Source organism: Herbivorax alkaliphila (genome assembly GCF_030848475.1).
Classification (GTDB): Bacteria; Bacillota; Clostridia; order Acetivibrionales; family Acetivibrionaceae; genus Herbivorax.
Window position 1 is genome coordinate 84,779 of the sequence record NZ_JAVDDS010000004.1, and the last position, 26,116, is coordinate 110,894.

Annotated in this window: 30 protein-coding genes; all 30 read left to right on the plus strand. The window is 31.3% G+C overall.

The genetic code is table 11. The features are described from left to right. Positions 1-20 precede the first annotated feature (20 nt). The 30 genes from RBH29_RS02375 (at position 21) to xseA (ending at position 26,091) form a co-directional block, all read left to right on the plus strand. Positions 21-1,097, plus strand: coding sequence for a type IV pilus twitching motility protein PilT (locus RBH29_RS02375; protein ID WP_306694865.1), 1,077 nt, complete (start codon positions 21-23; stop codon positions 1,095-1,097). Then, positions 1,094-2,308, plus strand: coding sequence for a type II secretion system F family protein (locus RBH29_RS02380; RefSeq protein ID WP_306694866.1), 1,215 nt, complete (start codon positions 1,094-1,096; stop codon positions 2,306-2,308). Before RBH29_RS02375 ends, RBH29_RS02380 begins: the two co-directional genes overlap by 4 nt. 47 nt (positions 2,309-2,355) lie before the next feature. Beyond that, positions 2,356-2,736 (plus strand): type II secretion system protein, encoded by a 381-nt coding sequence (locus RBH29_RS02385; RefSeq protein WP_306694867.1) that lies wholly within the window; start codon positions 2,356-2,358, stop codon positions 2,734-2,736. 180 nt (positions 2,737-2,916) lie between these two features. Beyond that, complete coding sequence (locus RBH29_RS02390) at positions 2,917-3,735, plus strand: prepilin peptidase (RefSeq protein ID WP_306694868.1); 819 nt, start codon at positions 2,917-2,919, stop codon at positions 3,733-3,735. A 128-nt stretch (positions 3,736-3,863) separates the two neighbouring features. Next, positions 3,864-4,130 (plus strand): late competence development ComFB family protein, encoded by a 267-nt coding sequence (locus RBH29_RS02395; RefSeq protein ID WP_306694870.1) that lies wholly within the window; start codon positions 3,864-3,866, stop codon positions 4,128-4,130. A gap of 33 nt (positions 4,131-4,163) precedes the next feature. Beyond that, positions 4,164-5,234, plus strand: coding sequence for a type IV pilus assembly protein PilM (gene pilM / locus RBH29_RS02400; protein WP_306694872.1), 1,071 nt, complete (start codon positions 4,164-4,166; stop codon positions 5,232-5,234). 17 nt (positions 5,235-5,251) lie between these two features. Next, on the plus strand, positions 5,252-5,746 hold the full coding sequence (locus RBH29_RS02405; protein WP_306694873.1) for a type II secretion system protein: 495 nt from the start codon (positions 5,252-5,254) through the stop codon (positions 5,744-5,746). 23 nt (positions 5,747-5,769) lie between these two features. Continuing rightward, positions 5,770-6,339, plus strand: a complete 570-nt coding sequence (locus RBH29_RS02410) for a PilN domain-containing protein (RefSeq protein ID WP_306694875.1) — start codon at positions 5,770-5,772, stop codon at positions 6,337-6,339. Between the two features lie 48 nt (positions 6,340-6,387). Beyond that, positions 6,388-7,623 carry a hypothetical protein gene (locus RBH29_RS02415; RefSeq protein ID WP_306694876.1) on the plus strand — a complete coding sequence of 412 codons (1,236 nt, stop codon included), beginning with the start codon at positions 6,388-6,390 and terminating at the stop codon, positions 7,621-7,623. Positions 7,624-7,674: 51 nt separating this feature from the next. Further along, positions 7,675-8,583 (plus strand): type IV pilus modification PilV family protein, encoded by a 909-nt coding sequence (locus RBH29_RS02420; protein ID WP_306694877.1) that lies wholly within the window; start codon positions 7,675-7,677, stop codon positions 8,581-8,583. Positions 8,584-8,587: 4 nt separating this feature from the next. After that, positions 8,588-10,930 carry a PilX N-terminal domain-containing pilus assembly protein gene (locus RBH29_RS02425; protein ID WP_306694878.1) on the plus strand — a complete coding sequence of 781 codons (2,343 nt, stop codon included), beginning with the start codon at positions 8,588-8,590 and terminating at the stop codon, positions 10,928-10,930. 16 nt (positions 10,931-10,946) lie between these two features. After that, entirely contained in the window at positions 10,947-13,508 is a 2,562-nt protein-coding gene (locus RBH29_RS02430) for a cellulose binding domain-containing protein (protein WP_306694879.1), read from the plus strand. A 131-nt stretch (positions 13,509-13,639) separates the two neighbouring features. Next, positions 13,640-14,497, plus strand: a complete 858-nt coding sequence (locus RBH29_RS02435) for a TIM barrel protein (RefSeq protein ID WP_306694880.1) — start codon at positions 13,640-13,642, stop codon at positions 14,495-14,497. Between the two features lies 1 nt (position 14,498). Continuing rightward, complete coding sequence (aroQ, locus tag RBH29_RS02440; RefSeq protein WP_306694881.1) at positions 14,499-14,927, plus strand: type II 3-dehydroquinate dehydratase; 429 nt, start codon at positions 14,499-14,501, stop codon at positions 14,925-14,927. 22 nt (positions 14,928-14,949) lie between these two features. Next, positions 14,950-16,020, plus strand: coding sequence for an aminopeptidase P family protein (locus RBH29_RS02445; protein WP_306694882.1), 1,071 nt, complete (start codon positions 14,950-14,952; stop codon positions 16,018-16,020). Positions 16,021-16,154: 134 nt separating this feature from the next. Next, positions 16,155-16,712, plus strand: coding sequence for an elongation factor P (efp, locus tag RBH29_RS02450; RefSeq protein ID WP_306694884.1), 558 nt, complete (start codon positions 16,155-16,157; stop codon positions 16,710-16,712). A gap of 43 nt (positions 16,713-16,755) precedes the next feature. Then, positions 16,756-17,178 carry a CD1247 N-terminal domain-containing protein gene (locus RBH29_RS02455; RefSeq protein WP_306694885.1) on the plus strand — a complete coding sequence of 141 codons (423 nt, stop codon included), beginning with the start codon at positions 16,756-16,758 and terminating at the stop codon, positions 17,176-17,178. A 149-nt stretch (positions 17,179-17,327) separates the two neighbouring features. Further along, positions 17,328-18,350 (plus strand): stage III sporulation protein AA, encoded by a 1,023-nt coding sequence (spoIIIAA, locus tag RBH29_RS02460; RefSeq protein ID WP_306694886.1) that lies wholly within the window; start codon positions 17,328-17,330, stop codon positions 18,348-18,350. Continuing rightward, the gene (gene spoIIIAB, locus RBH29_RS02465; protein ID WP_306694887.1) at positions 18,340-18,861 is read left to right on the plus strand and encodes a stage III sporulation protein SpoIIIAB; all 522 of its coding nucleotides are present in this window, start codon (positions 18,340-18,342) and stop codon (positions 18,859-18,861) included. The genes spoIIIAA and spoIIIAB overlap by 11 nt, the downstream gene beginning before the upstream one ends. An 87-nt stretch (positions 18,862-18,948) precedes the next feature. Further along, complete coding sequence (gene spoIIIAC, locus RBH29_RS02470; RefSeq protein ID WP_306694888.1) at positions 18,949-19,143, plus strand: stage III sporulation protein AC; 195 nt, start codon at positions 18,949-18,951, stop codon at positions 19,141-19,143. A gap of 11 nt (positions 19,144-19,154) precedes the next feature. Beyond that, positions 19,155-19,541, plus strand: a complete 387-nt coding sequence (gene spoIIIAD, locus RBH29_RS02475) for a stage III sporulation protein AD (RefSeq protein WP_306694889.1) — start codon at positions 19,155-19,157, stop codon at positions 19,539-19,541. A gap of 36 nt (positions 19,542-19,577) precedes the next feature. Next, positions 19,578-20,777: a stage III sporulation protein AE gene (spoIIIAE, locus tag RBH29_RS02480; RefSeq protein WP_306694890.1), complete on the plus strand. Its 1,200-nt coding sequence runs from the start codon at positions 19,578-19,580 to the stop codon at positions 20,775-20,777. A gap of 28 nt (positions 20,778-20,805) precedes the next feature. After that, positions 20,806-21,426 carry a stage III sporulation protein AF gene (spoIIIAF, locus tag RBH29_RS02485; RefSeq protein WP_306694891.1) on the plus strand — a complete coding sequence of 207 codons (621 nt, stop codon included), beginning with the start codon at positions 20,806-20,808 and terminating at the stop codon, positions 21,424-21,426. Positions 21,427-21,438: 12 nt separating this feature from the next. Then, on the plus strand, positions 21,439-22,050 hold the full coding sequence (locus RBH29_RS02490) for a stage III sporulation protein AG (RefSeq protein WP_306694892.1): 612 nt from the start codon (positions 21,439-21,441) through the stop codon (positions 22,048-22,050). A 108-nt stretch (positions 22,051-22,158) separates the two neighbouring features. After that, positions 22,159-22,812: a SpoIIIAH-like family protein gene (locus RBH29_RS02495; RefSeq protein ID WP_306694893.1), complete on the plus strand. Its 654-nt coding sequence runs from the start codon at positions 22,159-22,161 to the stop codon at positions 22,810-22,812. Between the two features lie 190 nt (positions 22,813-23,002). Continuing rightward, positions 23,003-23,419 (plus strand): Asp23/Gls24 family envelope stress response protein, encoded by a 417-nt coding sequence (locus RBH29_RS02500; RefSeq protein WP_306694894.1) that lies wholly within the window; start codon positions 23,003-23,005, stop codon positions 23,417-23,419. A gap of 178 nt (positions 23,420-23,597) precedes the next feature. Further along, a complete protein-coding gene (amaP, locus tag RBH29_RS02505) occupies positions 23,598-24,146 on the plus strand; it encodes an alkaline shock response membrane anchor protein AmaP (RefSeq protein WP_306694895.1) in 549 nt (182 codons plus the stop codon). Positions 24,147-24,160: 14 nt separating this feature from the next. Then, a complete protein-coding gene (locus tag RBH29_RS02510; protein WP_459076748.1) occupies positions 24,161-24,391 on the plus strand; it encodes a DUF2273 domain-containing protein in 231 nt (76 codons plus the stop codon). Between the two features lie 40 nt (positions 24,392-24,431). After that, on the plus strand, positions 24,432-24,857 hold the full coding sequence (gene nusB / locus RBH29_RS02515) for a transcription antitermination factor NusB (RefSeq protein ID WP_306694896.1): 426 nt from the start codon (positions 24,432-24,434) through the stop codon (positions 24,855-24,857). A 22-nt stretch (positions 24,858-24,879) separates the two neighbouring features. Beyond that, complete coding sequence (gene xseA, locus RBH29_RS02520) at positions 24,880-26,091, plus strand: exodeoxyribonuclease VII large subunit (RefSeq protein ID WP_306694898.1); 1,212 nt, start codon at positions 24,880-24,882, stop codon at positions 26,089-26,091. Positions 26,092-26,116 lie beyond the last annotated feature (25 nt).

Below are 26,116 nucleotides of genomic sequence, written 5' to 3' on the forward strand. Positions count from 1 at the left end.
TAACTTCAGGAGGGCTTTGTATGAATTTAGAAAAATTGCTTGAAACCTTAGTAAATGAAAATGGTTCTGACCTTCATATTACGGTAGGAATACCACCTACTATAAGAAAAAATGGAAGATTGATAAAAATTGGTGAAAAAGATCTTTCAGCACTAGAGACTGAAGATTATATAACGCAAATTACAGACAAACCACAGATGGAAGAAATATTAAATAGTGGACATGTGGATTTTTCATTTTCACTAGAAGGAATAGGTAGGTTTAGAGTCAATTCTTTTAAACAAAGAGGATCTTTTGGTGCTGCCATAAGACTGGTAAATTCAAAAGTTAAAACTATACAAGAGTTAGGCCTTCCAGATGTTGTATCTGATATGGCAAGAAAAACAAAGGGGTTGATACTTGTAACAGGTCCTACAGGAAGTGGAAAAACCACTTCATTAGCTGCAATTATTAATCAGATAAATGAGGAAAGAGATTGTCATATATTAACTCTAGAAGATCCTATAGAATATTTACATAGACATAAAAAGGCAATTGTAAATCAAAGAGAAATAGGAAATGATGCAATATCATATTCTACAGCTTTAAAAGCAGCTCTTAGAGAAGATCCAGATGTTATACTCGTAGGAGAAATGAGGGATATTGATACAATATCTATTGCAATAACAGCTGCTGAAACAGGACATTTGGTTTTATCTACTCTTCATACAACAGGTGCTGCTAGTACCATTGATAGAATTATAGATGTTTTTCCTCCTCATCAACAGCAACAGATAAGGATTCAATTGTCGGTTATTTTACAGGGCGTCGTATCTCAACAATTACTTCCGAGATTTGATAAAAAGGGCAGGGCTATAGCAGTTGAAGTTATGATGGGAACTCCTGCTGTAAGAAATCTTATAAGAGAGGGTAAAACACATCAAATAGATTCTTTGATACAGACAGGCTCTAAGTTTGGAATGCAGTCTATGGATTCTAGCCTAGTAAATCTTTACAGAGACGGTTTTGTGGACTATGATGATATTTTAGCATATGCAGTTTCTTCAGATAACATATTAAGATTAATAGGAGGTTCATTGGGAGGAGGATCCTTTTGAATACTTATGATTACAGGGCAAAAACGCCAGCTGGAAATCTATCAATTGGAAATTTAGACGCAGCGGATAGAAACAGTGCTGTAGAATTATTGAGAAAAAGGGGTTTATACCCTATTGAAGTTAATAAGATAAGTAATTTGGACAAAAGCTTAAAGTTTAGTACGAGCAAAAAAGTATCTCTCAAGGAAATATCTATATTTTGCAAACAATTCTATACAATGATAGATGCTGGTGTTACTGTGATAGCAAGTCTTGACATGTTAAGAAAGCAAACAGAAAATCCTAAACTTGCAGAGATAACAGGAAAGGTATTTGAAGATGTTCAAAAAGGAATGTCCCTTTCTGAGGCTATGAAACTTCACAGCGATGTATTTCCTACAATCGTAACAAGCATGATGGAAATAGGAGAAGTAAGTGGTAATTTAGATGTGGTGTTGAAAAGGTTAGCTTCATATATTGAAAAGGAAAATAAGGTAAGACAAAAGATAAAAACTGCTACTGTATATCCTAAGGTGCTAGCGACAATTGCTTTTACAGTTATTATATTTATGATGATAGTTGTAGTACCAAATTTTGTTGATATGTTTTCTAGAATGGGTGCAGAACTTCCCTTACCAACAAGAATAATTTTAGGCATTAGTAATCTAATTAAAAATATATTTTTCATACTAGGAGCTGTCATAACAATAGCGGTTTTATCAATGGTTTTGAAAAAATTTAAAAAAACATATAGAGGAAAATATTTAATAAGCAGCATTAGCCTAAAAACCCCTGTTGTGGGAAAAATTACACAAAAAATTATTGCATCTAGGTTTAGCAGAACACTTAGTTTATTGTTAAAGACAGGTGTGCCTCTTATACAGGCGTTAGAAGTGGTTTCAAATCTTTTGAATAATTTATTAGTGGCAGAGGGACTAGCAAAGGCAAGAGAAGAAATAAAAAGAGGTTTAGATCTTGCTGAGTCACTTGCTGCAGTAAATATTTTTCCTGTAATGGTCATTCATATGATTAGTATAGGAGAAGAATCGGGTTCAATTGATTCAGTGGTAGAAAAAGTGGCGGATTTCTACGATGATGAATTGGACTCAGCAATCGGCAGGCTACTTTCTATGTTGGAACCTATAATGATTGTAATTATAGCAGTTGTAGTGGGGGCTATTGTAATCTCTATGATACTTCCTATTTTTTCAGTCTACCAAGAAATCAACTAAGCAAAACGACAAACAAAACAAAGCAATAAAAACAAGGAGGTAAATTTATGTTAAATATTTTCGGAAAAAGAGTAAAAAACAAAAAAGGTTTTACACTAACTGAACTAATAATCGTTGTAGCTATTTTAGGTATTTTAGTGGGTATTGCTACGCCGTTACTAATTGGCTACCTTGATGATGCAAGGGAAAACACAGATTTGGCAAATGCAAAAACCATAGAAAATACTGTGTTGAGGCTTGAAGCAAGAGGAACTTTGAGTATTGCTAATGCCGATGCACAGGATATAATTGACGCTATAGAGACAGAAGTTCAAATTCCGTCTTGTGAACAAGATGGTATGAATTTTATACTTAATACAGAAACTGGAGATGTTAGTGTCGCAGAATCTGCTGGAGCTGATGAAATTAATTTAAATGATCCATCCTAAAGCCTAAACAAAGAATACAGAACTGACGCCACGCAGTTCTGTATCCTTTAAATAGCCCCCATATTACTAATTTTAAAAATTAATATAAAAAGACTTTTAATTTGTGAAAAATTTATATATAATTAATATGTAATTATATATAGGTTAATATAAAAAATACTAAAGAAAAGGATAAATAATATGCCAGTTGATATAATGGATATTTTTGCGTATACATATGTTATTTTAATAGGTCTTTTGATTGGGTCATTTCTAAATGTTTGTATTTGTAGAATACCTGAGGGAGAATCAATAGTAAAACCTTCTTCCCACTGTGTGAAATGTGGACATAAATTAAAGTGGTTTGAACTTGTACCAGTCTTTAGTTATTTGTTTTTAAGAGGAAAATGTAGAAAATGTGATGTAAAGATTTCACCAAGATATGCTTTGGTTGAAATGCTTACAGCGATTGTTTTTGTAATACTATTTTTTCAATATGGCATATCTGCCATATCGGATTTTGTTGCCTCAGCATTTTTAATGTCAATAATGATTGTTGTGTTTTTCATTGATCTTAAATATATGATAATTCCCGATGGACTTGTAATAACTGGTTTAATTGGTGGAGTGGTAACAGGTATATATAATGCATTTAATCCATTGGAGATATATGGAGATGACAGGTGGTGGAATCCACTTTTAGGTGCTGTCATTGGTTTTGGAATGTTGCTTCTTATAGCTGTATTAGGGTATCTTGTATATGGTACTGAGGATGCAATGGGAGGCGGAGACGTGAAAATCTTTGCACCTATAGGTTTGTTTCTTGGGTGGAAAATGACGATAGTGGCACTTTTTATTTCTGTTGTTCTTGCAGGAGTGATTGGATTAATTTTAATTCTTACAGGAATTAGGGATAGGAAAAGTGGTATACCCTTTGGTCCTTTTATTGTCATAGGAACTTTTTTAACATATTTATTTGGCTGGGATTTATTAAATTGGTATATTGGAAGGCTTTTTTGATTTGTTAGATTCATGATATAATGATGTGTAAAGTACTTTTTTCTAATATTAACGTTTCTTTTTTCCGATACTTACTCTAGGAAGATGTAAATTTAATTTTAAAAAATAAATAAAGGGATGGTGTTATAATGCCACAGGTAAAGAATTATATGGAGGAAGTGGTTTTTTTAGTGATGAAAGAGATTTCAGAAGATATAAATGTTTGCACTTGTGAAAAATGCTCATTAGACATTTTAGCAATAGCATTAAATGATTTGCCTCCTAAATATATAGTAAGTGAAAAAGGTGAATTGTATTCTAAGATAAATGCATTAAAACAACAATTTGAAGTTGATGTTATAGCTGCATTGACAAAAGCTGCTATTTTGGTAAAAAGAAATCCAAGACATGAATAATTACATTTATAAAGGCAGGTGTATTAGATTCCAATGAATAAAAAAATAATTTCTATCGATATTGGAAGCAATAAAATTAAATTGGTCTATGGATATGTTCGTAAAAACAAATTGATTGTTAAAGAATATGCTATTGCAGATACACCTGAAGATTCTATAGAAGATGGGAAATTACTAGATATTTATAGTTTGGTAGATGTGATAAAAAACAGCTTAATTAAAAAAAACAAAATCAGGTGCAAAAACTTAGGGCTTATTATTAAGGGAACTGGGGTGATTGTAAGGGAAATACAGATACCAAAATCCACAGAAGACGAGATTGAAAAAATGTTGGAATTTGAAGTTGAACAGTATTTTCCCATAGGTTTAGAAAACTACGTTTTAGATTATAGAATTATTGATGAAATAGAAAATATAGAAGGCATTCTCCAAAGAGTTTTAATTGTTGCGGTACCCAATAATCAAGTTGATGAATACATGAAGATACATTCTATGCTAAAGATGGAAATTGAAGCTATTGATATACCAGCAAATGTTATATATAAGATTTTGTTAGACAGGATCAAACTTGAAAAACATCCAAAAGAATATGCTGTTTTAGACATTGGAGCAAAAACCACAGGGGTCTATATCTTTTCAGAAGGAAAATTAAAATTTAACCGTATACTTTTAAGAGGCAGTAGATATGTTGATGAAAGCATCTCAAATCATTTTAGTGTAGATTTTAAAAAAGGAGAAGAATTAAAAATAAGTGCTAAAAATTTAGATGAAGAAACTGAGACAGGATATTTAGAAAGTGAAAAATCAGCAATTAGCAGTGTGATTAAAAGTGCAATGGAGGATATATTAAATGATGTAAATAGATTTTTTGATTTTTACAATTCAAGAAGGGCAACAAATAAATTAAGAAAAATATACATTTGTGGTGGTGGAAGCAAAATTAAAAATCTTGATAAATTTATAAGTATGTACTTTAACTTGCCTACAGAAAACTTAGTGCCTGATGAAAATATAATTTATGAAGGCAAAAAAGATTTTGAAACATTTAAAAAAGATTTCCCGTTTCTTGTAAGTAGCATTGGAGCAATAATTAGAAACAGATAAGATAAAGAGGGGATGATATGAATATAAAAGGTAATAAAGGTATAACACTTACAGAATTAATGATGACTATTGCCCTTTTAGGCATAATAATTCCATCTGTATCTTTGGTTTTATACATTGGGTATAAAAGTTATTATGTTGAAAAGGATACTATGCAGGCACAGCAACATGCAAAAGAAATTATGGACATGATAGTTACAGATTTGAGAAGATATGACAATATCAATACATATATAAATGAAATAGAAAAAAAGCTTGTTATTAAAGAGGAAGAAAATGAAGAGCTGATATATACTTATTCTAAAGAATCTAAAAATATATATAGAAATAATGAACCAATTATAGAATATGGTAAAGAAATAAAAATAACCAATTTTAAAGTAGAGGAAATTGATTCTGAAGATTTTGATAACAATTTATTTAGTATAGGTATTTTTGTAAAAGCTGAAAGGACAGAAGAGATAAAATTAGAGACTTTATACAGAAGAAGAGTGAAAGTCTTGTCAGAATAGATACATTAAGGTGGTAATGTACATTGAAAGACATAAACTTAGTACCTAAAAGTTATATTCAAAAAAAGAAAAGAAAATCAGAAATTATACAATTTAGTATAATTGGTGTTATCATTGTTAGTATTTTTTTGGTGCATATTTTTATACCTGTGCTTACAAAGAGAAATTTAAATAATAGAATAGAAATTTTGAAAACTCAGATAAATGAAATGAATACATATATAGAAATAAAAGAGGAATATAAGATAATAGAGTCCATGTACAATCAAAGAAAAGCTACTGCAGAGAATTTATCATCAGTGGGACTGGATTCTCTTAAAATAATCGAAAGAATTGAAGAGAGTGTTCCAGAAGAACTATTTATTATAAGTTTTTCCATAGACAATATTTCCAGTAAAGAAAAAGTTGTTTCTTTACTGGGTGTATGTGAAAGTTATGATGATATTGCTTCATTTGCAAATTATTTAAAAAAGCATAAGTCTTTTTCAGATGTTTACATTTTAAACGTGGACAATAGTGGAAGCTATGGTGAGGAAAAAGGATATACTTTTGATTTAAATATACATATTTCCTCAGATATAAATAACAGGTGACAAAAACTAGGTTTTAAGTAGTGAATATAAAAAGTAGGAAGTGATAGGATGAATAAGCTATTAAAAAATAAAAAAATAGTTGTATTAATAGTTTTTGTAATGGTTTTTGCATTCTATTATATAGGTGTGTATAGAAAACAAATGCTTGAAATTGAATTACTAAGAGATACTATTTCTACTTATGATGAAATTTCTAAATCCAATCAAGATGTGGCAAAAAGAGCAAAAAATATTGACGGGGAACTAAAAATAATAAATGAAAAAATGGAGAAAATAAGAAAAATATTCCCTCCTAAAATAATACAAGATGAACTGCTCATAATGGTAAAAAACACTGCGAATGATTCTGGAATGACAATTGATAGAATTAGATTTTTTGAAATAGAAATGGCTGAGAAAATAGAGGAATCTAATTTTAAAAATGAACTTAGCAAAAACACAATACAGAGTGAGAATATGTTAAATGCTTTAGAAGATATGGGATTTAGTTTTAATGCGATGGATTTAGAAAGAGAAATTCCTGATGGATATGGATTTTTATTAAGGGTAAATATATCAGCAATTGGAACTAATTCTAACATTAAAAACTTTTTAAGTAATGTTAATGAAATAAAAAACAAAATAGTTGTTGAAGAATTGAAAATCGATGCTGTTGATGGAGAAAAGCTTACATGTAATTTTAACCTTTTGTTTTATGGAATTATGGACAAAAAGGCAGCTGAAAAAAGAAGTTACATGGACTTGTCATGGACACCTAAAAGACCTTCTAACAGGGATAACATTTTTATAATTGATGACAATTTAGATGTGGAAAATAATATTCAAACTAGGGAATATGAGGTTGATAAGTATGATTTTACAATGAAAGTTAATCCCTACGGCGAAAATATGAGCCCTCCTACTGTGTCACTTGTTTTAAAGAATTTAGAAACAGGATATGGAGGAATACCTGTTGTTTATGGAGACAGCATAGACAAGGAAAGGATTTATATTTATATTGAAGAAAAAGATGGACAATATCTTTCTAGGTTTAAAACTGAGTTGGATTCTTTCCCATCGGGGGAAAGTGGAGAGCTGGCTGTTTTTGAACCTGAAGGTGATAGATTAAATATGCTTATAAATTCAACAAGAAGAATTTCTGAAGAAGATCATTCTAAGGTAAATGTTAGTATAGAGAATAATACAGATAAAGATTTTATTATAGAAGTTATAAATGATGATAAAAACAGACCAAGGGTTATAATAAATGAGATTACAGATAATGTAATCATCAATAAACATTAAAACATAGGGTTATATATATGCTTTAGGAATTTAAAAATTTAGGTGATATGAATGAAGATTATATTTTTAAAGTTTTTCTATAAATTAGAAAAACAAAAAGTCGTGAGGTGTGTATGCTTTTTTACTAAAAAAATAAAAAGTAAAAAAGCTGTAACGCTTATTGAACTAATAATTGCCTTATCTATTCTTGCTATTGTTGCCGCTCCTTTTTTGATGACATTTTTGTCTTCAACTAGAAATAATGCTTTTTCCAGAGAAGTTATAGATTCAACAGTTTTAGCTCAGAAAGTTATGGAAGAAATAAAATCTAGACCATTATTTTTGAGTCAACAAGCATATAGTGATAATCAAACAGCGGAATATAAGGAATATGACATTTATGAGGATTACAAGATAAAGTATAAAATTGTGATGAAAGAAGGAGGATTGTTAGAAGATAATCAGGAATATGAATTTTTGTCTATTGAAGAAAAAGAATTTGATATTATTTTTATTATTGATTCAGGAAATTTAATATTAAACCATGAAGAGAATTTTAATCTTTACGATGGCGATCCGTTAGAATTTTTTTTAGAAATCAGTGAAGAACAGAGCATTTTTTCCTATGAATTTTTTGATATAGATGAAACTATATATTACTCCCAGAATGTTAATACTGAAATAATGACAAGACCTTTGAGAATAAAAGTACATTATGTTAATTACAGTGTAGACTTATTTAGGTTAAATGTCGATATAGATAATATAGGAGATAATAATCAGGTTAAATTTTATGTATTAGATGACATAAATAACATGTTTTTAGTTAATAATTCAGGAAAAAAATCTTTTTATAAATTTAACAGAATTTCCAGCCAACATGTAGAATACACTAACGTTCTTTACAAAATAAATCTAATTGTAGAAAAGGATAATGAAATGATAAACCAGCTTGAATCTTATGTAAAAAAGAACAGGTGATTTTATGTTTAAAAAGCTTTTAAAGTCAAATAAAGGATCAGCACTTGGGATTGCTTTGCTTATAGTAATAATGATGTCTCTTATGGGCATTTCTCTTATGACTTTATCTTTAAGTTCTCTAGAGATGAGCAGTTTTTACAGTGATTTAAACAAAGCTTATTTTTTAGCAGAAACAGGAGCTGAATTGGCTGCAAAAAACATAGATCAAAAGGTAGGAGAAATACAAGAGAATGCACGTAAAGAGGCTTCTTCTAAAATACAAAATATGTTAAAAGAAAACCCAGCACAATTTAGGGAATATGATGGTTCGATAAGCACAGAAGAAGTCGAAACTTATAAAGAATCAAAGTTAGAAAAGGAATTTAAAAGTTTATATTATGATTTATTATATGAGAGCTTTCAAAATGAATTTTCTAATATAAATACCCTTGAGTATATGAAGTCACTTATAAATACACAAGAAGATGACGGTACAAATGCTTATAGGTATATGGAAAGTGAAATGGAGAAAATTGTGTTAAAAGAAGCTCTATATGATTATGAAAAACATACTATAACTTTAGGTGTATTAGGAGAGTACAATGAGTACAATAAAAAAATAGAGGCGATATTTGACTTGATTCCCGAGCCAGATGCAGCTTTATATCAACCTGTTGAAAAGTCAAAAGTTAGAAATCCTGTAAGACATGAAATTTTAAAAAAAGCTGTTGTTGCAGAAAAAAATATGATTGTATCTGGAGGAGATGTGAACATATCAGGAGATGTTTTGGCCTTTGGAACAGTTCCGGTTATTGATAAAACCGTACCTCCTAATAATATGCAGGAAGACTATGACGCCCCATGGTACAAATATGGAGGTGTTATGGTGGGGATGTGTCGTGATACAGCACTTAGAAGTGATGAATTTGGATTTGACGAAGATAAAACAGGTCTTTTTTCAAGAGGTTCTCTTACAGTTGATGGAGATGTATCAACTATGAGTTATATTCAGGCTCTTTATAGTACTAGTATACATCCTTCAAACATCTCAATTACAGGTGACAGCTATGCAAGGTCAATAAGGTCACAGGTATATGCAAATTACTCAAATTTCAACTTTAATAATGTGTATGCACTTGAAAATCTGCAAATAGATTCTAACAAAAGTGTGGTTGATGTTAACGGAAAGTATAAGGGAATTGTGGACTCATGGTATGCCATTGATGGAAGTGGGGAATGGGAAGCTCCTACATATGAAGAAATTCCCAAAAGGACAAGCAGTGTTGTGGTAAATGGCGACTCAATTATAAATTTTAAAGATGAAATTTTTATAGGAGGAAGCACATATTTGGGAAATTATTTAGATGAAAATGAAAATCCGTATATGACAGGAATATCAGCATTAAAATCAACAAGAAGGATTGAAAGTGCATATATGAAAGATGACATATCAAATCCTGATAACAATATATTCTGGTATGAAGATGGACAGTATGTAGAGACTTTACCCCAAGCTTCGTTTAAGACATATAACAGAAATGAGGATTCTTTTTTGATGATGGATGGTACAGAAGATAATCCAGGTTCTTTTAATTTGATAAACAGGGGAATGCACTTTAAAGGAATATGGGAAAACTTATGGAAAGTTGATGATATTTTTTCTCTTAACATAAACCCATTTAATATTAATATTGAGGAAAATGCCATTACAGAGGATGGTAGAATACGTGGCTATTCAAATGGTGCAATTATTGCAAATGGAAGAGTTTATGATATTCATGAGTTTGAACAGGTACATGATCCTGTAAATTTTCATTTAAATGTTCAAAAGCCTGGAATTGAAGCATATTACAAAAAAATACAAGGACTTTTAAGTGAAGAATTAGATCTTTCTGCACCAAGGCTTAATTTTCCAGCACCAACAAAATTTATAGAAGACTATGTAGATGAAAGATTTGTTGGCACAAATAGAATAGTGCCTGAAGAAATGTATATTCCCCTTGATTTAAATGGTGGATTTGTCTATTATGGAAAGTCTGATGTAGATATACATAGAATAGATGAAAATTGGTATATTGGAGAGGAGCAAATGCCTGTTAATAGAGGTATTATATTTGTTGAAGGAAATGTGTATATAGAAAGTGGTTTTGAATTTACAGGAGTTATAATGACATCTGAAAATATTGTTTTTCTGGGAGATTCAAATATAACATATGATGAAAGTTTAGTAGAGCAACTTCTTAGTACGGATGTAAATATAAATGGATTTTTTACTCAGTTAACCTATGATATTCCCTATGAAACCCTTGAAAGTCAAAGAACATCTACTAAAAATATCAGCATAATCAGTATAAGAGAAGTAGAATAAGAGGGAGGATTTAGTAATGAACAAAAAAATAAAGGTCTTGTTTATACTTGTAATATTTCTTTTTGTTCATATTATTTTCCAACTTGACTTTGATAAATTATTTGCCTCAACAGAAGTTTTAGCAGAGGATGATTTTAAAAGTGGCAACTGGACTGGTGGATTTGGATGGGAAGATACATGGGCATATGAGGGATTGAGTGAAATAATAGATTTTGATTACTATAGTCCAGATTATTGTATGAGACTTTCAGGTTTAAACAGCCGTGCCCAAAGAACTGTTGATTTATCCCAATACCATAATGTTACACTTTCATACTATTGGAGTGGTTCGGGTTTTAGAGGAAATGATACTGCACAGGTTAGGATTTTTGATGGACAGTGGCATACCGTTCATGTAATTAGAAGACAAGATGCTACTGGTCAATACAATTATAGCAGTATTGATTTGTCAGAATATAACATGACTGATGACTTTATAATTCAATTTGAAACAAATATGAGAAGGGATACAGGTTCGATTTATATAGATGATATTGTTATAACAGGAATAGAGGAACCTGAACCAACTCCTACGCCGCCTCCCGGAACTCCTCAGGTGATGGTTGAAATGTATAATGAAGATAGAAGTGATACAACAAATGATATTAGGATAAACCATAGGATAACAAATACTGGAGATGAGGATATAAGTTTAGACCAGTTGAAAGTAAGGTATTACTACACAATAGATACAGAAGCACAGCAAAATTATGACTGCTTCTGGTCCAGTGTTGGAGATTCTAACGTTACAGGTTCTTTTGTAGAAATGGAAGAATATTATCATGAAGCTGATTATTATATGGAATTAGGATTTACAGAAGGAGCAGGTGTTTTATCTCCAGGATCTGATGTAGTAATATTTTCTAGGTTTCACAAAACAGATTGGTCAGATTATTATCAGACAAATGACTATTCATTTAATGCCGTAGCTTCCGATTATGTTGAGTGGGAAAAGGTAACAGCCTATGTAAATGATGAACATATATGGGGGATAGAGCCTATTGGAGATTATTATACTCCTCCGCCATCACCAGATACTTCTCATATAATTGTTGAAATGTATAATCATAATAGAGAAGATACGACAAATTCTATTATGCCATTTTATAGTATAACAAACGTAAGCGATGAGACCATAAATTTAAGAGATTTAGAACTACGATATTACTATACAAAAGAAGGTAATGAGCGAGAAAACTATTCCTGCTATTGGTCTACCGTAGGAAATAATCGTGTAACTGGCGATTTTATAGAAATGGAAGAAACATACCCTGATGCAGATCATTATCTTAGCGTAGGATTTACAGGAGGAGCAGGACAGCTTGCACCGGGAGATTATATTGAAGTGCATCAGGAATTCAATAAAAGAGACTGGTCTGATTACGTGCAGACAAATGACTATTCATTTAATCCAGAAGCTACCGATTACGTTGAGTGGGAAAAAGTAACTGGATATATTAATGGTGAACTGGTCTGGGGGATAGAACCATCATTGTCTCCAACACCCACACCTACACCAGAGCCCACACCTACACCAATTCCAGAAATAGGAGAGGGTACTGGACTTAGAGGTGAATATTATAATAATATAGATTTTACAGATATTCAGGAAATAAGAATAGACTCTGAAGTTGATTTTGAATGGGGAAATGAATCACCTGTACCTGATATAGATGAAGAGGAGTTTTCTGTAAGATGGAAGGGAAAGGTAATGCCCAAGTTTTCAGAAGAATATATCTTTTATACTTATACAGATGCAGGTGTGAGACTTTGGATAGATAATGTGCTTATCATTGACAACTGGAACTTTTCTGGAGGAGAGAGTAGTGGGGTTATATCTTTATCGGCAGGTGTAAAGTATGATATCCGGCTGGAGTACTTTAATGATAATGATTTGTCAGAGTCAAAGCTTTCATGGGAGAGCAGTACCCAGTTAAAAGAAATAATTCCTCAAAGTCAGTTATATCCTCCTAAAATTTTTACTGCAGTAGAGCACAGTGTTAGAACAAGTGAAAACAACTTTTTAACTGGTGATTTTATTCCTTTAAAAATTGAGACAGATATTTTATGGCCTATATCAAATCCAGTTTTGAGTATAGATTTAAATATTAAAAAAGATGATGGAAGTGATAGTGGATTTCTAATTGAAGAAATTAGACAAGGTAATGATATAAATAAAAATTATTATGATGTATTTGTAAATGATGTTTTACTTGAAGATTCAGATTTTACAATGTGGTCTGGAAGTAGATTAAATATAGAAATTCATGGAAATTATGACTATGGTGATCAAATTAGTATAAGGTATGTTGTAAAATCAACTGCCACAGAGGAAGTGTTTACAACAGGAATAGGAAATTATTTAGAAGAAAATCATTTAGAAAATACGGATTTAGAAATAATATATGAAATAAGCCAGTGGGTTGACATGGGGCTTTTATTAGATACCCCATATTCAATTAATGATGCAGAAAACTTAGATGAAAGGGAAAGCTTTATTGCTCCTGTAAGAATCGAAGATCCCAATATATTTCAGTAACGTGAGTGCTAATTTTTTAAATAAGTAAATTATTCAAGCCTGACCCCAAAAATATGTTTTAAAAATAGGTAGGATTAGTTATAATAGTATTATGCCAGATTTGGTGTAATACTTTTTTATAGGTGATTATTTTGATAAGATTTGGACCATCGGGAAATTCAGAGAGCTTTTACAATGCAGGCTATAAATCTTCGGTTGATATGCCTAAATGGCTGGCTGATATGGGACTTAATGCATATGAATATCAGTGTAACCGAGGTGTAAGAATAGGAAAAGAGGCTTCAGGGAAAATAGGAGAAGAGGCACTAAAACATGATATTTTTCTCAGCATACATGCACCTTATTATGTAAACATGGCAAGTCCTGAAGAAGAAAAAAGAGAGAATTCAAAAAAGCATATTATAAAAACACTTAATGCTGCAAAGTGGATGGGAGCAAAGAGAATTGTTGTACATGTTGGATCCTACAGTAAAGTTGATAAAAAATGGGCCTTATACACGGTTAAAAAAGGACTTTCCCAAGTGATAGAAGAAGCGGATAATTCAGGACTTGGAGAAATAACAATTTGTCCTGAAATTTTAGGCAAAAACAATCAATTAGGGTCTTTAGAAGAAATACTTGATTTGTGCAAAATTGATGAAAGGCTGACACCCACAGTTGACTTTGCTCACCTGCACGCAAGAGGACAGGGATCTCTCAGTTCTCCAGCTGATTTTGAATCTGTACTGGATATTTTAGAAAATTCTTTAGGAAAAGAAAGATTTAAAAATCTTCACTGTCATTTTAGTAGGGTAGAGTTTACAAAAGGTGGAGAGAAAAAACACTGGACTATGAAAGATATACAGTATGGGCCAGAGTTTTCACATTTGGCAGAAATAATTTTAAAAAAGAAAATGGAACCTGTGATAATATGTGAGTCAAGAGGTAAAATGGCAGAAGATGCCTTGAAAATGAAGAAAATATATGAAAAAATTAAAGGAGGGATTTAAAATGAAGAATGTTCTTGTTATAAATGGACCGAATTTGAATTTGCTTGGTACTAGGGAAAAAGATATATATGGCACGGAAACTCTTGAGGATATAGCAAAAAAAGCAAATGCAGAAGCACTAAAACATAATATTGATTTAAGTTTTATTCAAACAAATCATGAGGGAGAAATAATTGATAAGATACACGAAGCAAGGGATGGTATAGACGTTATAATAATAAATCCAGGGGCATATACTCATTACAGTATAGCAATAAGAGATGCTGTGAAATCTGTTCAAATACCTACTATAGAGATTCATTTATCCAATGTTCACGCAAGAGAGGAATTTAGAAGTAAGTCTGTAATTGCTCCTGTTTGTGTTGGACAAATAAGTGGTTTTGGAAGTAAAAGCTATATACTTGCAGTAAATGCAGCAGCTTTAATATAAACATAACAACAGGGAGATGAAAATGATAAAAAAGAGATTAGAAAAATTAAGGCTAAAATTAAAAAAAACAGATATGGATGCAATTTTAATTACAAAAAGAGAGAACTATATTTATATTTCAGGCTTTACAGGTACCTTTGCCCATGTTTTAGTTACACAAAATGATGCTGTTTTGCTTACTGATTTTAGATATGCCAGTCAGGCAAAGAAGCAGGCAGAACAATTTGAAGTTGTAGAATTCAGGGGAAAACTTTTAGAATCTTTAAATGATATTATTAAATCTAAAGATATTAAAACTTTAGGATTTGAAGAAGATAATGTTACATACAAAAAATATATAAGCATGAAAAAAAATTTAAAGGTAAAAAAGTTGCAGCCTATTGATGGTATAGTAGAAGATGTACGTGTTAGAAAAGATTCTGAAGAAATAGAAAATATAAAAAGAGCTGTAAAAATTGCAGATGATGCTTTTTCACATATACTAAAGTATATAAAGCCTGGAGTTAGGGAGTATGAAATTGCTTTGGAAATAGAGCATTACATGAAGAAAAAAGGTGCAAAAGGCATATCATTTGAGACAATTGTAGCTTCAGGTTGTCGTTCTTCACTGCCCCATGGAGTGGCTACAGATAAAAAAATTGAAAACAATGAAGCAGTAACACTTGATTTTGGAGCTGTATACAATGACTACTGTTCAGATATGACAAGAACTGTATTTGTTGGACAACCAGAAAAAGAACTTATAAATATATATGATATTGTGCTTAAAGCTCAAGTAGCTTCTCTTAAAGGAGCCAAAAAAGGCCTTTTGGGAAAGGAAATTGATCTTATAGCCAGAGGTATTATTGATAAAAATGGGTACGGAGAGAATTTTGGACATGGACTTGGGCATGGAGTAGGACTTGAAGTTCATGAAAAACCCAGTTTATCTAAAAAAGGGGATGTTGTAATGGAAAATGGCATGGTTGCTACAGTTGAGCCAGGGATTTATGTTGATAATTTGGGCGGGGTTAGAATTGAGGATATGGTGGTTATAAATGAGGGTTCTCCAATAGTTTTAACAGGGTCTACTAAAGAAATAATAGTATTATAAAATTATATGAAATTTTTTCTTGAATTATCTTTGATTTTAATTTAATATTAACTAGAAGGATTATATTAAAAAGAGAACATCTTTATTTGGAGAAAGACACAGATGATAAGATAAAATTTTTGGAGGGATAGTTAATGATTTCAGCAGGTGATTTTAGAAACGGAGTAACTTTCGAAATGGACGGAGATATATACCAGGTAATTGAATTTTTACACGTTAAGCCTGGTAAAGGAGCAGCTTTTGTAAGAACTAAGCTAAAAAATATTGTTACAGGGTCTACAATTGAAAAAACTTTTACACCTACAGACAAAATGCCTAGAGCTCACATAGAAAGAAGAGATATGCAGTACTTATATAATGATGGGGATCTTTATCACTTTATGGATGTTGAAAATTATGAACAGATTCCACTTGGGAAGGATGTAATAGGTGATGCATTCCAATTTATAAAAGAAAATGAAGTTGTAAAGCTTTTATCTCACAAAGATAATGTATTTGGTGTAGAGCCTCCTACTTTCGTTGAACTTGAGATAACAGATACAGAGCCTGGATATAAAGGGGATACGGCAACAGGAGCAACAAAGCCTGCAACTGTTGAAACAGGAGCAGTAATAAAGGTACCTTTATTTATAGACAAAGGTGATATTGTTAAGATTGACACGAGAACTGGAGAGTATATGGAAAGAATATAGTGGTTATACTATATAAAATTTGCTTTTTAAACGGGAGGTATTTATGGGTTACGTAAAAGAGAGAGTTGCATATCTTAAGGGACTTGCTGAAGGCATGAAGATTGACGACTCAACAAATGAAGGAAAGCTTTTAAAGGAAATGATTGAGGTTTTAGACGACATTGCTAATTCGGTGGTTGATGTGGAAGAAGTGCAGGATCATTTAGGTGATCAGGTGGATAATATTGATGAGGATCTTGCTGAGATAGAAAGGATACTATATGATGACTATGAGTATGAGTATGAAGATGAAGATGGATTAGTTGCAGAAATTGAATGTCCTCACTGTCATTCAACTGTTCAATTAACAGAAGAAATGCTAGACAATGAAGAGGATTCTTTTAAATGCACTGATTGCGGAAAAGATATTGTTGTTGAATGGGATTGTGATTGTAAAGAATGTAATGATGAAGAGGATAAAAAATAAAAAAACAATAATATAAAAGTTTAAAAAGTAGTATATGTATCAACTGATACATATACTACTTTTTTTTAGTCATAATTTTAGTCATAATTTTGGACAAAGTACATACATATTAAAAGAGTGATATGTTTAAAAAAAGGAGGGAATAAACAATGATTACCAAAGACAAACAAATTGTTAAAATGGAGCAGGTGCGTTCTTTTGAAAGAGATATTTTAATGTTTTTGTGTAATGATTTAAAAGATGCTTTTAAAAAAGCAAACCCACTTGAGCTTGTTAGTCTTGAAGAAATAAGACTGAGGGCTGGAAAGCCGGTTATGATTCAAAATAGAAGAGGAAGCTTTTTTTTTAGTCGTGAAGGAAAGATTACAAATAATAGGTTTAATCTTTTTTATGCCAGCCAAGAGCACATTTTAAAAACTTTAGCACTTATAAGTGAAAACTCTATTTATGCATTTCAAGAAGAAATTAAAAATGGTTTTTTAACGCTAAAAGGAGGCCATAGGGTTGGAATAACTGGCAGAGTTGTTTTAGAGGGTGGAAATATAAAAAATATTAAAGACATATCCGGTCTTAACATAAGAATTTCTAAAGAGGTAACAGGTTGTTCCTCAAGTGTAACAAAATACATAATAAATGATAATAATCAAATTTTTAACACTCTTCTTGTTTCACCTCCTCAGTGTGGAAAGACAACCATGCTTCGGGATATAACAAGGAGTATAAGTGATGGAATAGACAGAATGGGATTTAGGGGAGTAAAAGCAGGAATTATAGATGAGAGGTCTGAAATAGCTGCTTGTCATAAAGGGGTGCCGCAAAAAAGAGTTGGTGTAAGGACGGATGTTTTAGATGCATGCCCAAAACAACTGGGAATGGCGATAATGTTAAGATCTATGTCACCTGATGTTATTGTTACAGATGAAATTGGTGGAAGTGGTGATAAACACTCAATAATGCAGGTATTAAATGCAGGAATAAAAATCATATCAACTGCGCACGGATACAATATTTCAGGGCTTAAAACCAGGAAAGAAGTATTAAGCCTTATTGAAGAAAAAATTTTTGAAAGATTTATTGTGCTAAGTGCTGCAAAAGGACCTGGTACTGTGGAAGAAGTAATTGATGGTAAAAATATGAAAGTGCTTTTCAGGAGGGAGGAAAATGGCTGTTAAAATTTTAGGATGTTTGATTGTGTTTATTTCAAGCAGTCTATTAGGACATATATATTCAAGAAAATGTTCTAAAAGGCCTAATGAACTTAGGACTTTGCAGGCAATGCTTCAAATGTTTGAAAATGAAATTAGCTTTTTATCAAACAAACTTTCAGACGCATTTTATAAAATTTATAACGGAAATGAAAGCACTGTTTCAAACTTTTTCAAATCTACTGTAAAAAACTTGTGTAAAGAGCCTGGAATAAGTGCTTCTAAAGCCTGGAAAAGTGCAGTTGAATCTAACATAAAAAATACTTCATTGGATAAAGAGGATGAACAAATAATAATTTCTTTTGGGAAAATGCTTGGAACTTCTGATTTAGAAGGACAGATAAAAAATATCAGAATGACACTAAATCAATTAAAGCTCCAAGAAGAAAAGGCAGAGGAATTTAGAAAAAAAAATGAAGCTATGTATAGAAATTTAGGCATATTAGGAGGGTTGGCGATAATAATCATATTGTTTTAATCTATTTTAGAATATTTTTATAGGGGCAATGAATATACTTGTACAAATGGTTAGTTTTATAAAACACATAAGGAGAAAGGTCAGTATATGGATATAGATTTAATTTTTAGAATAGCTGCAATAGGAATTTTAGTCTCTGTCTTAAATGCGGTACTAAATAAATCCGGCCGGGAGGAACAAGCTATGATGACTACTTTAGCGGGACTTATCGTGGTGCTTATGATGATTGTTAAGGAAATAGCACATTTATTTGAAACTGTAAAAACTATATTTCAATTTTAGGGGCTTAAATTGTGGAAATATTTCAAATAGTTGTTCTAGCAGTAATATCAACCTTAATAATCATCGTGCTAAAGATTCAAAGACCTGAAATTGCATTACAGATAAGTCTTATTACAGGAGTAATTATATTTTTTGCAGTTTTAGGAAAAATATCCGCTGTAGTTGAGCTGTTTAGACAATACGTAGATAAAGCAAATATAGACATGGTGTATTTTTCTACATTGCTAAAAATAATTGGTATTGCATATGTTGCAGAGTTTGGGGCAGAAATTTGCAGAGATGCTGGTGAGGGAGCTATTGCATCAAAAGTTGAACTTGCAGGCAAGGTTATCATTATGGTGTTAGCTGTGCCTATAGTGACATCACTTTTGGATTTGGTAATAAATATGATGCCCTAGCCTTATAAACAAAAGTATAGTGGGGAAGAAATGTATATGAATAACAAAAGATATTTAAAATTAATGAAAAAAATATTTTGCATAAGTCTCATGGTTTGTTGTGTAAATTTCTGTTATATAAATGCAGAAGATGAAGATATACAAAACAGAATAATTGAAGAACAGACTCAAAGAAGTGAGATTAACAATGTTAAAGAAAACCTTAAAAAATATACTGATAAAAATATTGAAGAAATTATCCCTGGATATGATCCGGAAAATATAATCTCGGATGTGGCAAAGGGTAATATTGATTTTAATTTTATGGGGATTATAAATGGTATACTAAAGTTTTTATTTAAAGAAATATATTTAAATGTATATATACTGGCAAGGTTAATTGTTTTGGTGGTTTTGTGTGCAATATTAAAAAATTTGCAAACATCTTTTTTGAGTCAGAGCATAGGGGAGCTGGCCTTTTATACATGCTATATAGTTTTAGTTTCAATACTTTTAGTTAGTTTTAATACAGCTGTACAGTCAGGAATAGAAGTAATCAACTCAATGGTAGACTTTATGCATTTGTCCATACCTGTTTTAATTGCATTACTTGTATCTTCAGGTAACATTACTACAGGAGCTGGAATGCAGCCTGTACTTATTTTAATTGTGCAGGTTTTTGCAGCTTTGATAAAAAATATTTTGATACCAATTGTAATATTATCTACTATTATATCGGTGGTTGATAATATATCGGAAAAAATACAAATTTCCAAACTGGCTGGATTCTTAAAAAGTTTAACTGGATGGTCTTTAGGGCTTATATTGACCATTTTCATTGCAGTAGTGACTGTTCAGGGGTCACTTGGAGCAGTGGTAGATGGAGTTACAAGCAAAACTACAAAATTTGCAATAGGTGCTTTAATTCCAGTAGCAGGAAAATACCTAGCAGATGCAGCAGATGCAGTTATCGGTTGTGCATTACTTATAAAAAATGCAGTTGGAATAGCAATGATGATAGGCATTGTTGTTATGTGTGTTTTTCCCATGTTGAAAATACTTGCGGTTATAGTTTTATATAAGCTGACGGTTGTTCTTCTAGAACCGGTGGCTGAAGCTAGAATCATAAAGTGTATAAATGCTATCTCAGACTCAATGTCTGTAATTCTAGGAATTATGGCCTCGGTTGCATTTATGTTTTTAATTACAATTACAGCACTTATTGCAGCAGCAAATTTAAGTACAATGGTAAGATAAAGCCGAAAGACAAACGGAGGATAAAATAATGGGCTTTTTAAAGGAATGGATTTTAAATATTGTAACTCTGTCTATCTTCATAATATTGATAGAAATACTTGTGCCTTCAGGAAAAATAAAGAAGGTTGTGAATTTAGTAACTGGTTTTATTCTTGTGATTGCACTTATTAATCCTATATTAGGTCTTTTTAAAATGGACATAAATTTAGAAAATTTTAAATTTAAAGACAGTAATTTTATTGATGCCAGAGAAATATCCATAAACAGTGATGTTTTAAAGGAAGATCAGATTAATCAGATGACATATGTGTATAGAGAAAAAATTATATCTCAGTTTGAATCTTTGGCCAAAGGAGTTGATAAGGTTGGTGATGCTAGAGCAGACATTATGATTAATGAAGACTATGACTGTGAAAATTTTGGTGAAGTAAAGAGAGTATATTTGCATGTTTTAATGGATGAGGAAAAAAACGATATTAAGCCTGTTTTAAATGTTGAAAAAATAAGAATTGGTAAAACATCATCGGAAGATAGAGAAGATACTGACGATTATAAAGACTTAGAAACTGAAAAAAAACTAAAGGATAAAATCCATGGACTTTTTAAAATACAAAAAGAAAACATTATTGTTTCTTTTGAAGATAATTAAGGGGGTCACAAAATGGAGAAAATAAAAAAGTTTATTAAAAAATTAAAAAATATGTTTGATAAAGATAATAAAAAACTTGGAGAAAATTTAGTAATACTAATAATTATAGGAGTAATAATAATTATAGCAGGAGGCTCTTTTTTTGGAGGGGATAAAAAAGAAAATACTAAAATTGAAAAGGTTGAACTTGAAGAAGTAGAAACTTCAGGAATTGTTGAGAGCTCAGATGAAAAAGAAGAACTGGAATTAAAAATGGAAGAGATACTGTCACAAATAGAGGGTGCAGGAAAAGTAAGGGTATTGATAACCTATGAGTCGGGAAAGGAACTTGTACCATTTACAGATATAAAGAAAAATGATGATAATGTTGATGAAGTGGACAGTGCAGGGGGAACTAGAACATCTGAACAGAGTAGTTTTGAAAGCAGTGTTGTATATGAAGAAGAGGGAGGAGGTGTGAAGAATCCATTTATTGTTAAGGAGGTATATCCTGTTGTAAAAGGAGTTGTTGTCGTTGCAGACGGAGGGGCGGATTTAACTGTAAGAGAGAGTCTTTTAAAGGCTGTACAGGTTTTGCTGGATGTTCCAGTTCATAGAATACAAGTTTATGAAAGAAAAAAATAATTTAAGCTATTCCAAAAAAAAGATATAAATTGGACGGAAATATAATATATATGATAGTAAAAATTAAGTTTACTATAAAAAATTAATGTGCTTAAAGGGGGATTATTAATGATGGTTTTTAAAAGAAAACAGGTTGTTGTATTGTCTTTGATTTTGATGATAGTAGTAGCAGGGTATTTGCAGTATAGCTACAATAAGAGCAGTGTATCCGTTAATGAATGGGACGATGTTTCTGTTGGTGATTCATACGAAAATGTAACAATTGATGAAACAGAAGAAAATGATGTTCGACTTGGCGAAGCTGTATATGTAGACAGAGATTTAATGGGAGATGATATTGAAGCTAAAAAAGAGGATGAAGAAGAGGATAAAGACGATAAACAAGAGGCTCTAAAAGCGTCTCAGGACACCAATAATTTTTTTGCCCAGGCAAAAATAAATAGAGAAATAACCAGAAGCAGGGACAAAGACGTATTAAAAGAAATTTCAGAAGATGTTGGGTCAAGTGAAGAACTTAAGAAAAATGCACAGGAATTAATGATGAAAATAATAGGAAACTCGGAAAAGGAAATGAGAGTTGAAACGTTAATAAAGGAAAAGGGCTTTAATGATGTTGTTGTTTTATTTGGCAGTGATGGCAGCGTTGATGTAATAGTTAAAACTCCAAGCCTCACGTCGGTACAGGTTGCTCAGATAGCAGATATTACTTCGAGGCATGCTGAGGTAGATATTCAAGATATATATGTAAGGCCAAAGTTTTAATATAAAAATAGTTTATTTAATTATTTCCTTTGTGTTGATATCGCAATTTTGAAATGATATAATTATCTATGGATTATTTTCAAGAGTTACTATAGGTATTTCCTTTATAAAGCACTATAAATTTTTGGATGCCCAAAAAGGAGGTATTTAGGCTCTTGGTTTCTGTTTGTAGCAAAGGAGGAGTTTTAATATGGAAGAAGCAGATCAAAGTAATATACAAAATAAATTAACCGAAGCAGGAGAAGTACGAATTTCTGAAGAAGTAGTAGCAATAATTGCTGGCATTGCAGCTATGGATATTCCAGGAGTTGCAGGTATGAGTGGAGGAATTGCTGGAGGAATTGCTGAAATGCTAGGAAGAAAGAATTTGTCCAAGGGTGTAAAGGTAGAAGTTGGTGACAAAGAAGCCGCAATTGACTTATATATAATAGTTGAATATGGATGCAGGATACCAGAAGTTTCTTGGGATATACAAGAGAGGGTAAAAGATGCAGTTGAAGCAATGACAGGACTTAATGTTATAGAAGTAAATATCCATATACAGGGTGTGAATATTGAAAAAGATTATAAAAAAGAACCTGCAGAAGAAATTGCTAGAGTAAAATAACTAAAGGGATATTTAAAAATAATATCTATATTTTAATTAAATTACAGGTATATATTAAATATTTCTTGGAAAAGATAAAATAATAACCCTGTAGGGTTTATTTTTTTATCAAAATAAAATATAATGTAATAGAGTCTTTTGAAAACACAAGATAAAATAAAGGGGTGGTACTGGGTATATGAATATTATTTTCAGGACTTTGTTAGCTTTTTATGCTTTTTGTCTTACAGTTATATCGCTGATTATGATGATTATCACTCTGAATAAAGGAATGTTTGTAACTGCAACAGATTTTTTGGCGGAAAATGTTCTGGCCAACAAAGCTTCTGTTATATTACTTTTTATAATAGAGTTGATATTTTTTGGACTAAGTCTTATGTTCTTGCTTTCTGGAGTAAGAAGTGAAAGAAACAGAAAATCCATAAGCAAGTTTAATAAGATAGGAGAGGTGAAAATATCACTAAATACCATTGAAAATATAGCTCTTGCTTCATCAAGAAGAAATAATGGAGTGAGGGAGTCAAAAGCCTATGTTAAAAGGGCAGGCGAAAATGTTTCAGTACATATTAAAACGGTTGTTATGCCTGATATCAACATTCCAGCCCTTCTTGAAGACGTACAGCGTAGAGTTAAGAAGTCTATTGAAGATACTTCTGGTATTTTAGTAGATGATGTAAAAGTATCTGTAGAAAATATATATGCAGGTTACAGGTCAAGAGTTGAATAATGGAGGCATACATAGTGAATAAAGAGAAGATTTTAAACTTTTATCGTTCACATTTTGGTGAAATAAATGGTGCCCTTGGAGGCCTAATTATTTCAGTATGCATACTGTGGATTGGATTTATAAGAACTATTTTTATTGCAATATGTATTTTGGCAGGTTATTATATAGGAAAAAAGATTTCTAATGACAAGGACTACATAAAAAATCTTTTGGATCGTATATTGCCGCCAGGTACATATAGGTAAAGATTTTTTGGAATATAGTTTGGGGAGGTATATACTAATAATGGGGAGAAGGGCATCAAGAGAAGTATCTATGAAGCTTTTGTATCAGCTTGAAATCCGAAAGGATTCAAGAGAAGAACAAATTAAAAGCACTTTAGAAGAATATAATTTAAAAGATAAAGATGTAGAATATATAACTGATATAGTTGATGGAGTGTACAAAAATAAAGAAAATATAGACAAGACTATAGAAAATCATTCAAAAGGCTGGAAGATATCTAGGATTTCTAAAGTTGATTTGTCTATTTTAAGACTTGGAATTTATGAAATTGTTTTTAGAGAAGATATACCAATTAATGTATCTATAAATGAAGCTGTTGAACTTGCTAAAAACTACAGTGGTGAAGAAAGTGGAGCATTTGTAAATGGTATACTTGGTAAAATCAGAAAAGACAATTTCTTAGCTATTGAAGAAAAAAAAGAATAGGATTTAAAATTAGGTGAAGTATATGAATTTAAATAATAGCAGAATTTTAACTGTTACTTCTATAAATAGATATATAAAAGAGGTTATGTCAAGAGACTTTGTTCTTTCAAATCTATGGATAAGAGGTGAAATATCTAATTTTAAAAATCATTCTTCAGGGCATATGTATTTTACTTTAAAGGATGAAAATTGCCTGATAAGGTGTGTAATGTTTAGAAATTGCAACTTAAACTTAAAATTTATGCCTGAAGATGGAATGAAAGTTATAATAAAAGGATATATTTCTATTTTTGAAAAGAATGGTCAATACCAGTTATATGCTCAGGAGATGCAAAATGATGGCACTGGAAATTTACATATAGCATTTGAACAACTTAAGAAAAAGCTCTTTAATGAAGGGTTGTTTGATGAGGGTATCAAAAAAGACATACCTTTTTTGCCTAAAAATATAGGAGTGGTTACATCTTCTACAGGTTCTGTAATAAGGGATATCATTAATGTATTAAACAGAAGATTTTATAATACAAGCATAAAAATATATCCTGTCAGAGTACAGGGAGAAGGTGCAGAAAAGGAGATTAGCAGAGGTATATTAAAGTTTAATCAGTTAAAATGTGTAGATGTAATAATAGTCGCAAGGGGCGGTGGTTCTTTAGAAGAGCTATGGCCTTTTAATACTGAAGAAGTTGCTAGGAGTATATTTGAATCTGATATTCCTGTTATATCTGCAGTAGGACACGAAACTGACTATACAATTTCTGATTTTGTGTCAGATGTCAGAGCTCCAACTCCATCCTCTGCTGCAGAAGTAGTTATTCCTGAAAAATTAGCTATTGAAAATAAAATAAAAGAGTTACATTTAAGGCTTGTAAATTCCCTTCATGGTAATTTAAAGATAAAGAGAGAGCAGCTTTTGAAAATTCAAAGTTCCTCTGTTTTAAGACAACCTTATGATCGGATATATCAGGAGAGAATGAGACTTGATATATTAAATAGGGATATAAAAAAGGCTGTTTTAGTTAAACATGAAAGATTATCGGCTAAATTCAATTTGTTAATTGGAAAACTTGACACACTAAGTCCTCTGGCTGTATTGTCAAAAGGTTATGGAGTTTTAAAGTCAAGAGAAAAGGGGATTTTCATAAAATCAATAGATGATGTAAATGTGGGTGATGAAATAGAAGTTGGTTTAAAAGATGGAAAAGTAATTTGTTCGGTGCTTGAAAAAGAGTGATTTTTTAGCTTATTGTAGGAAGGTA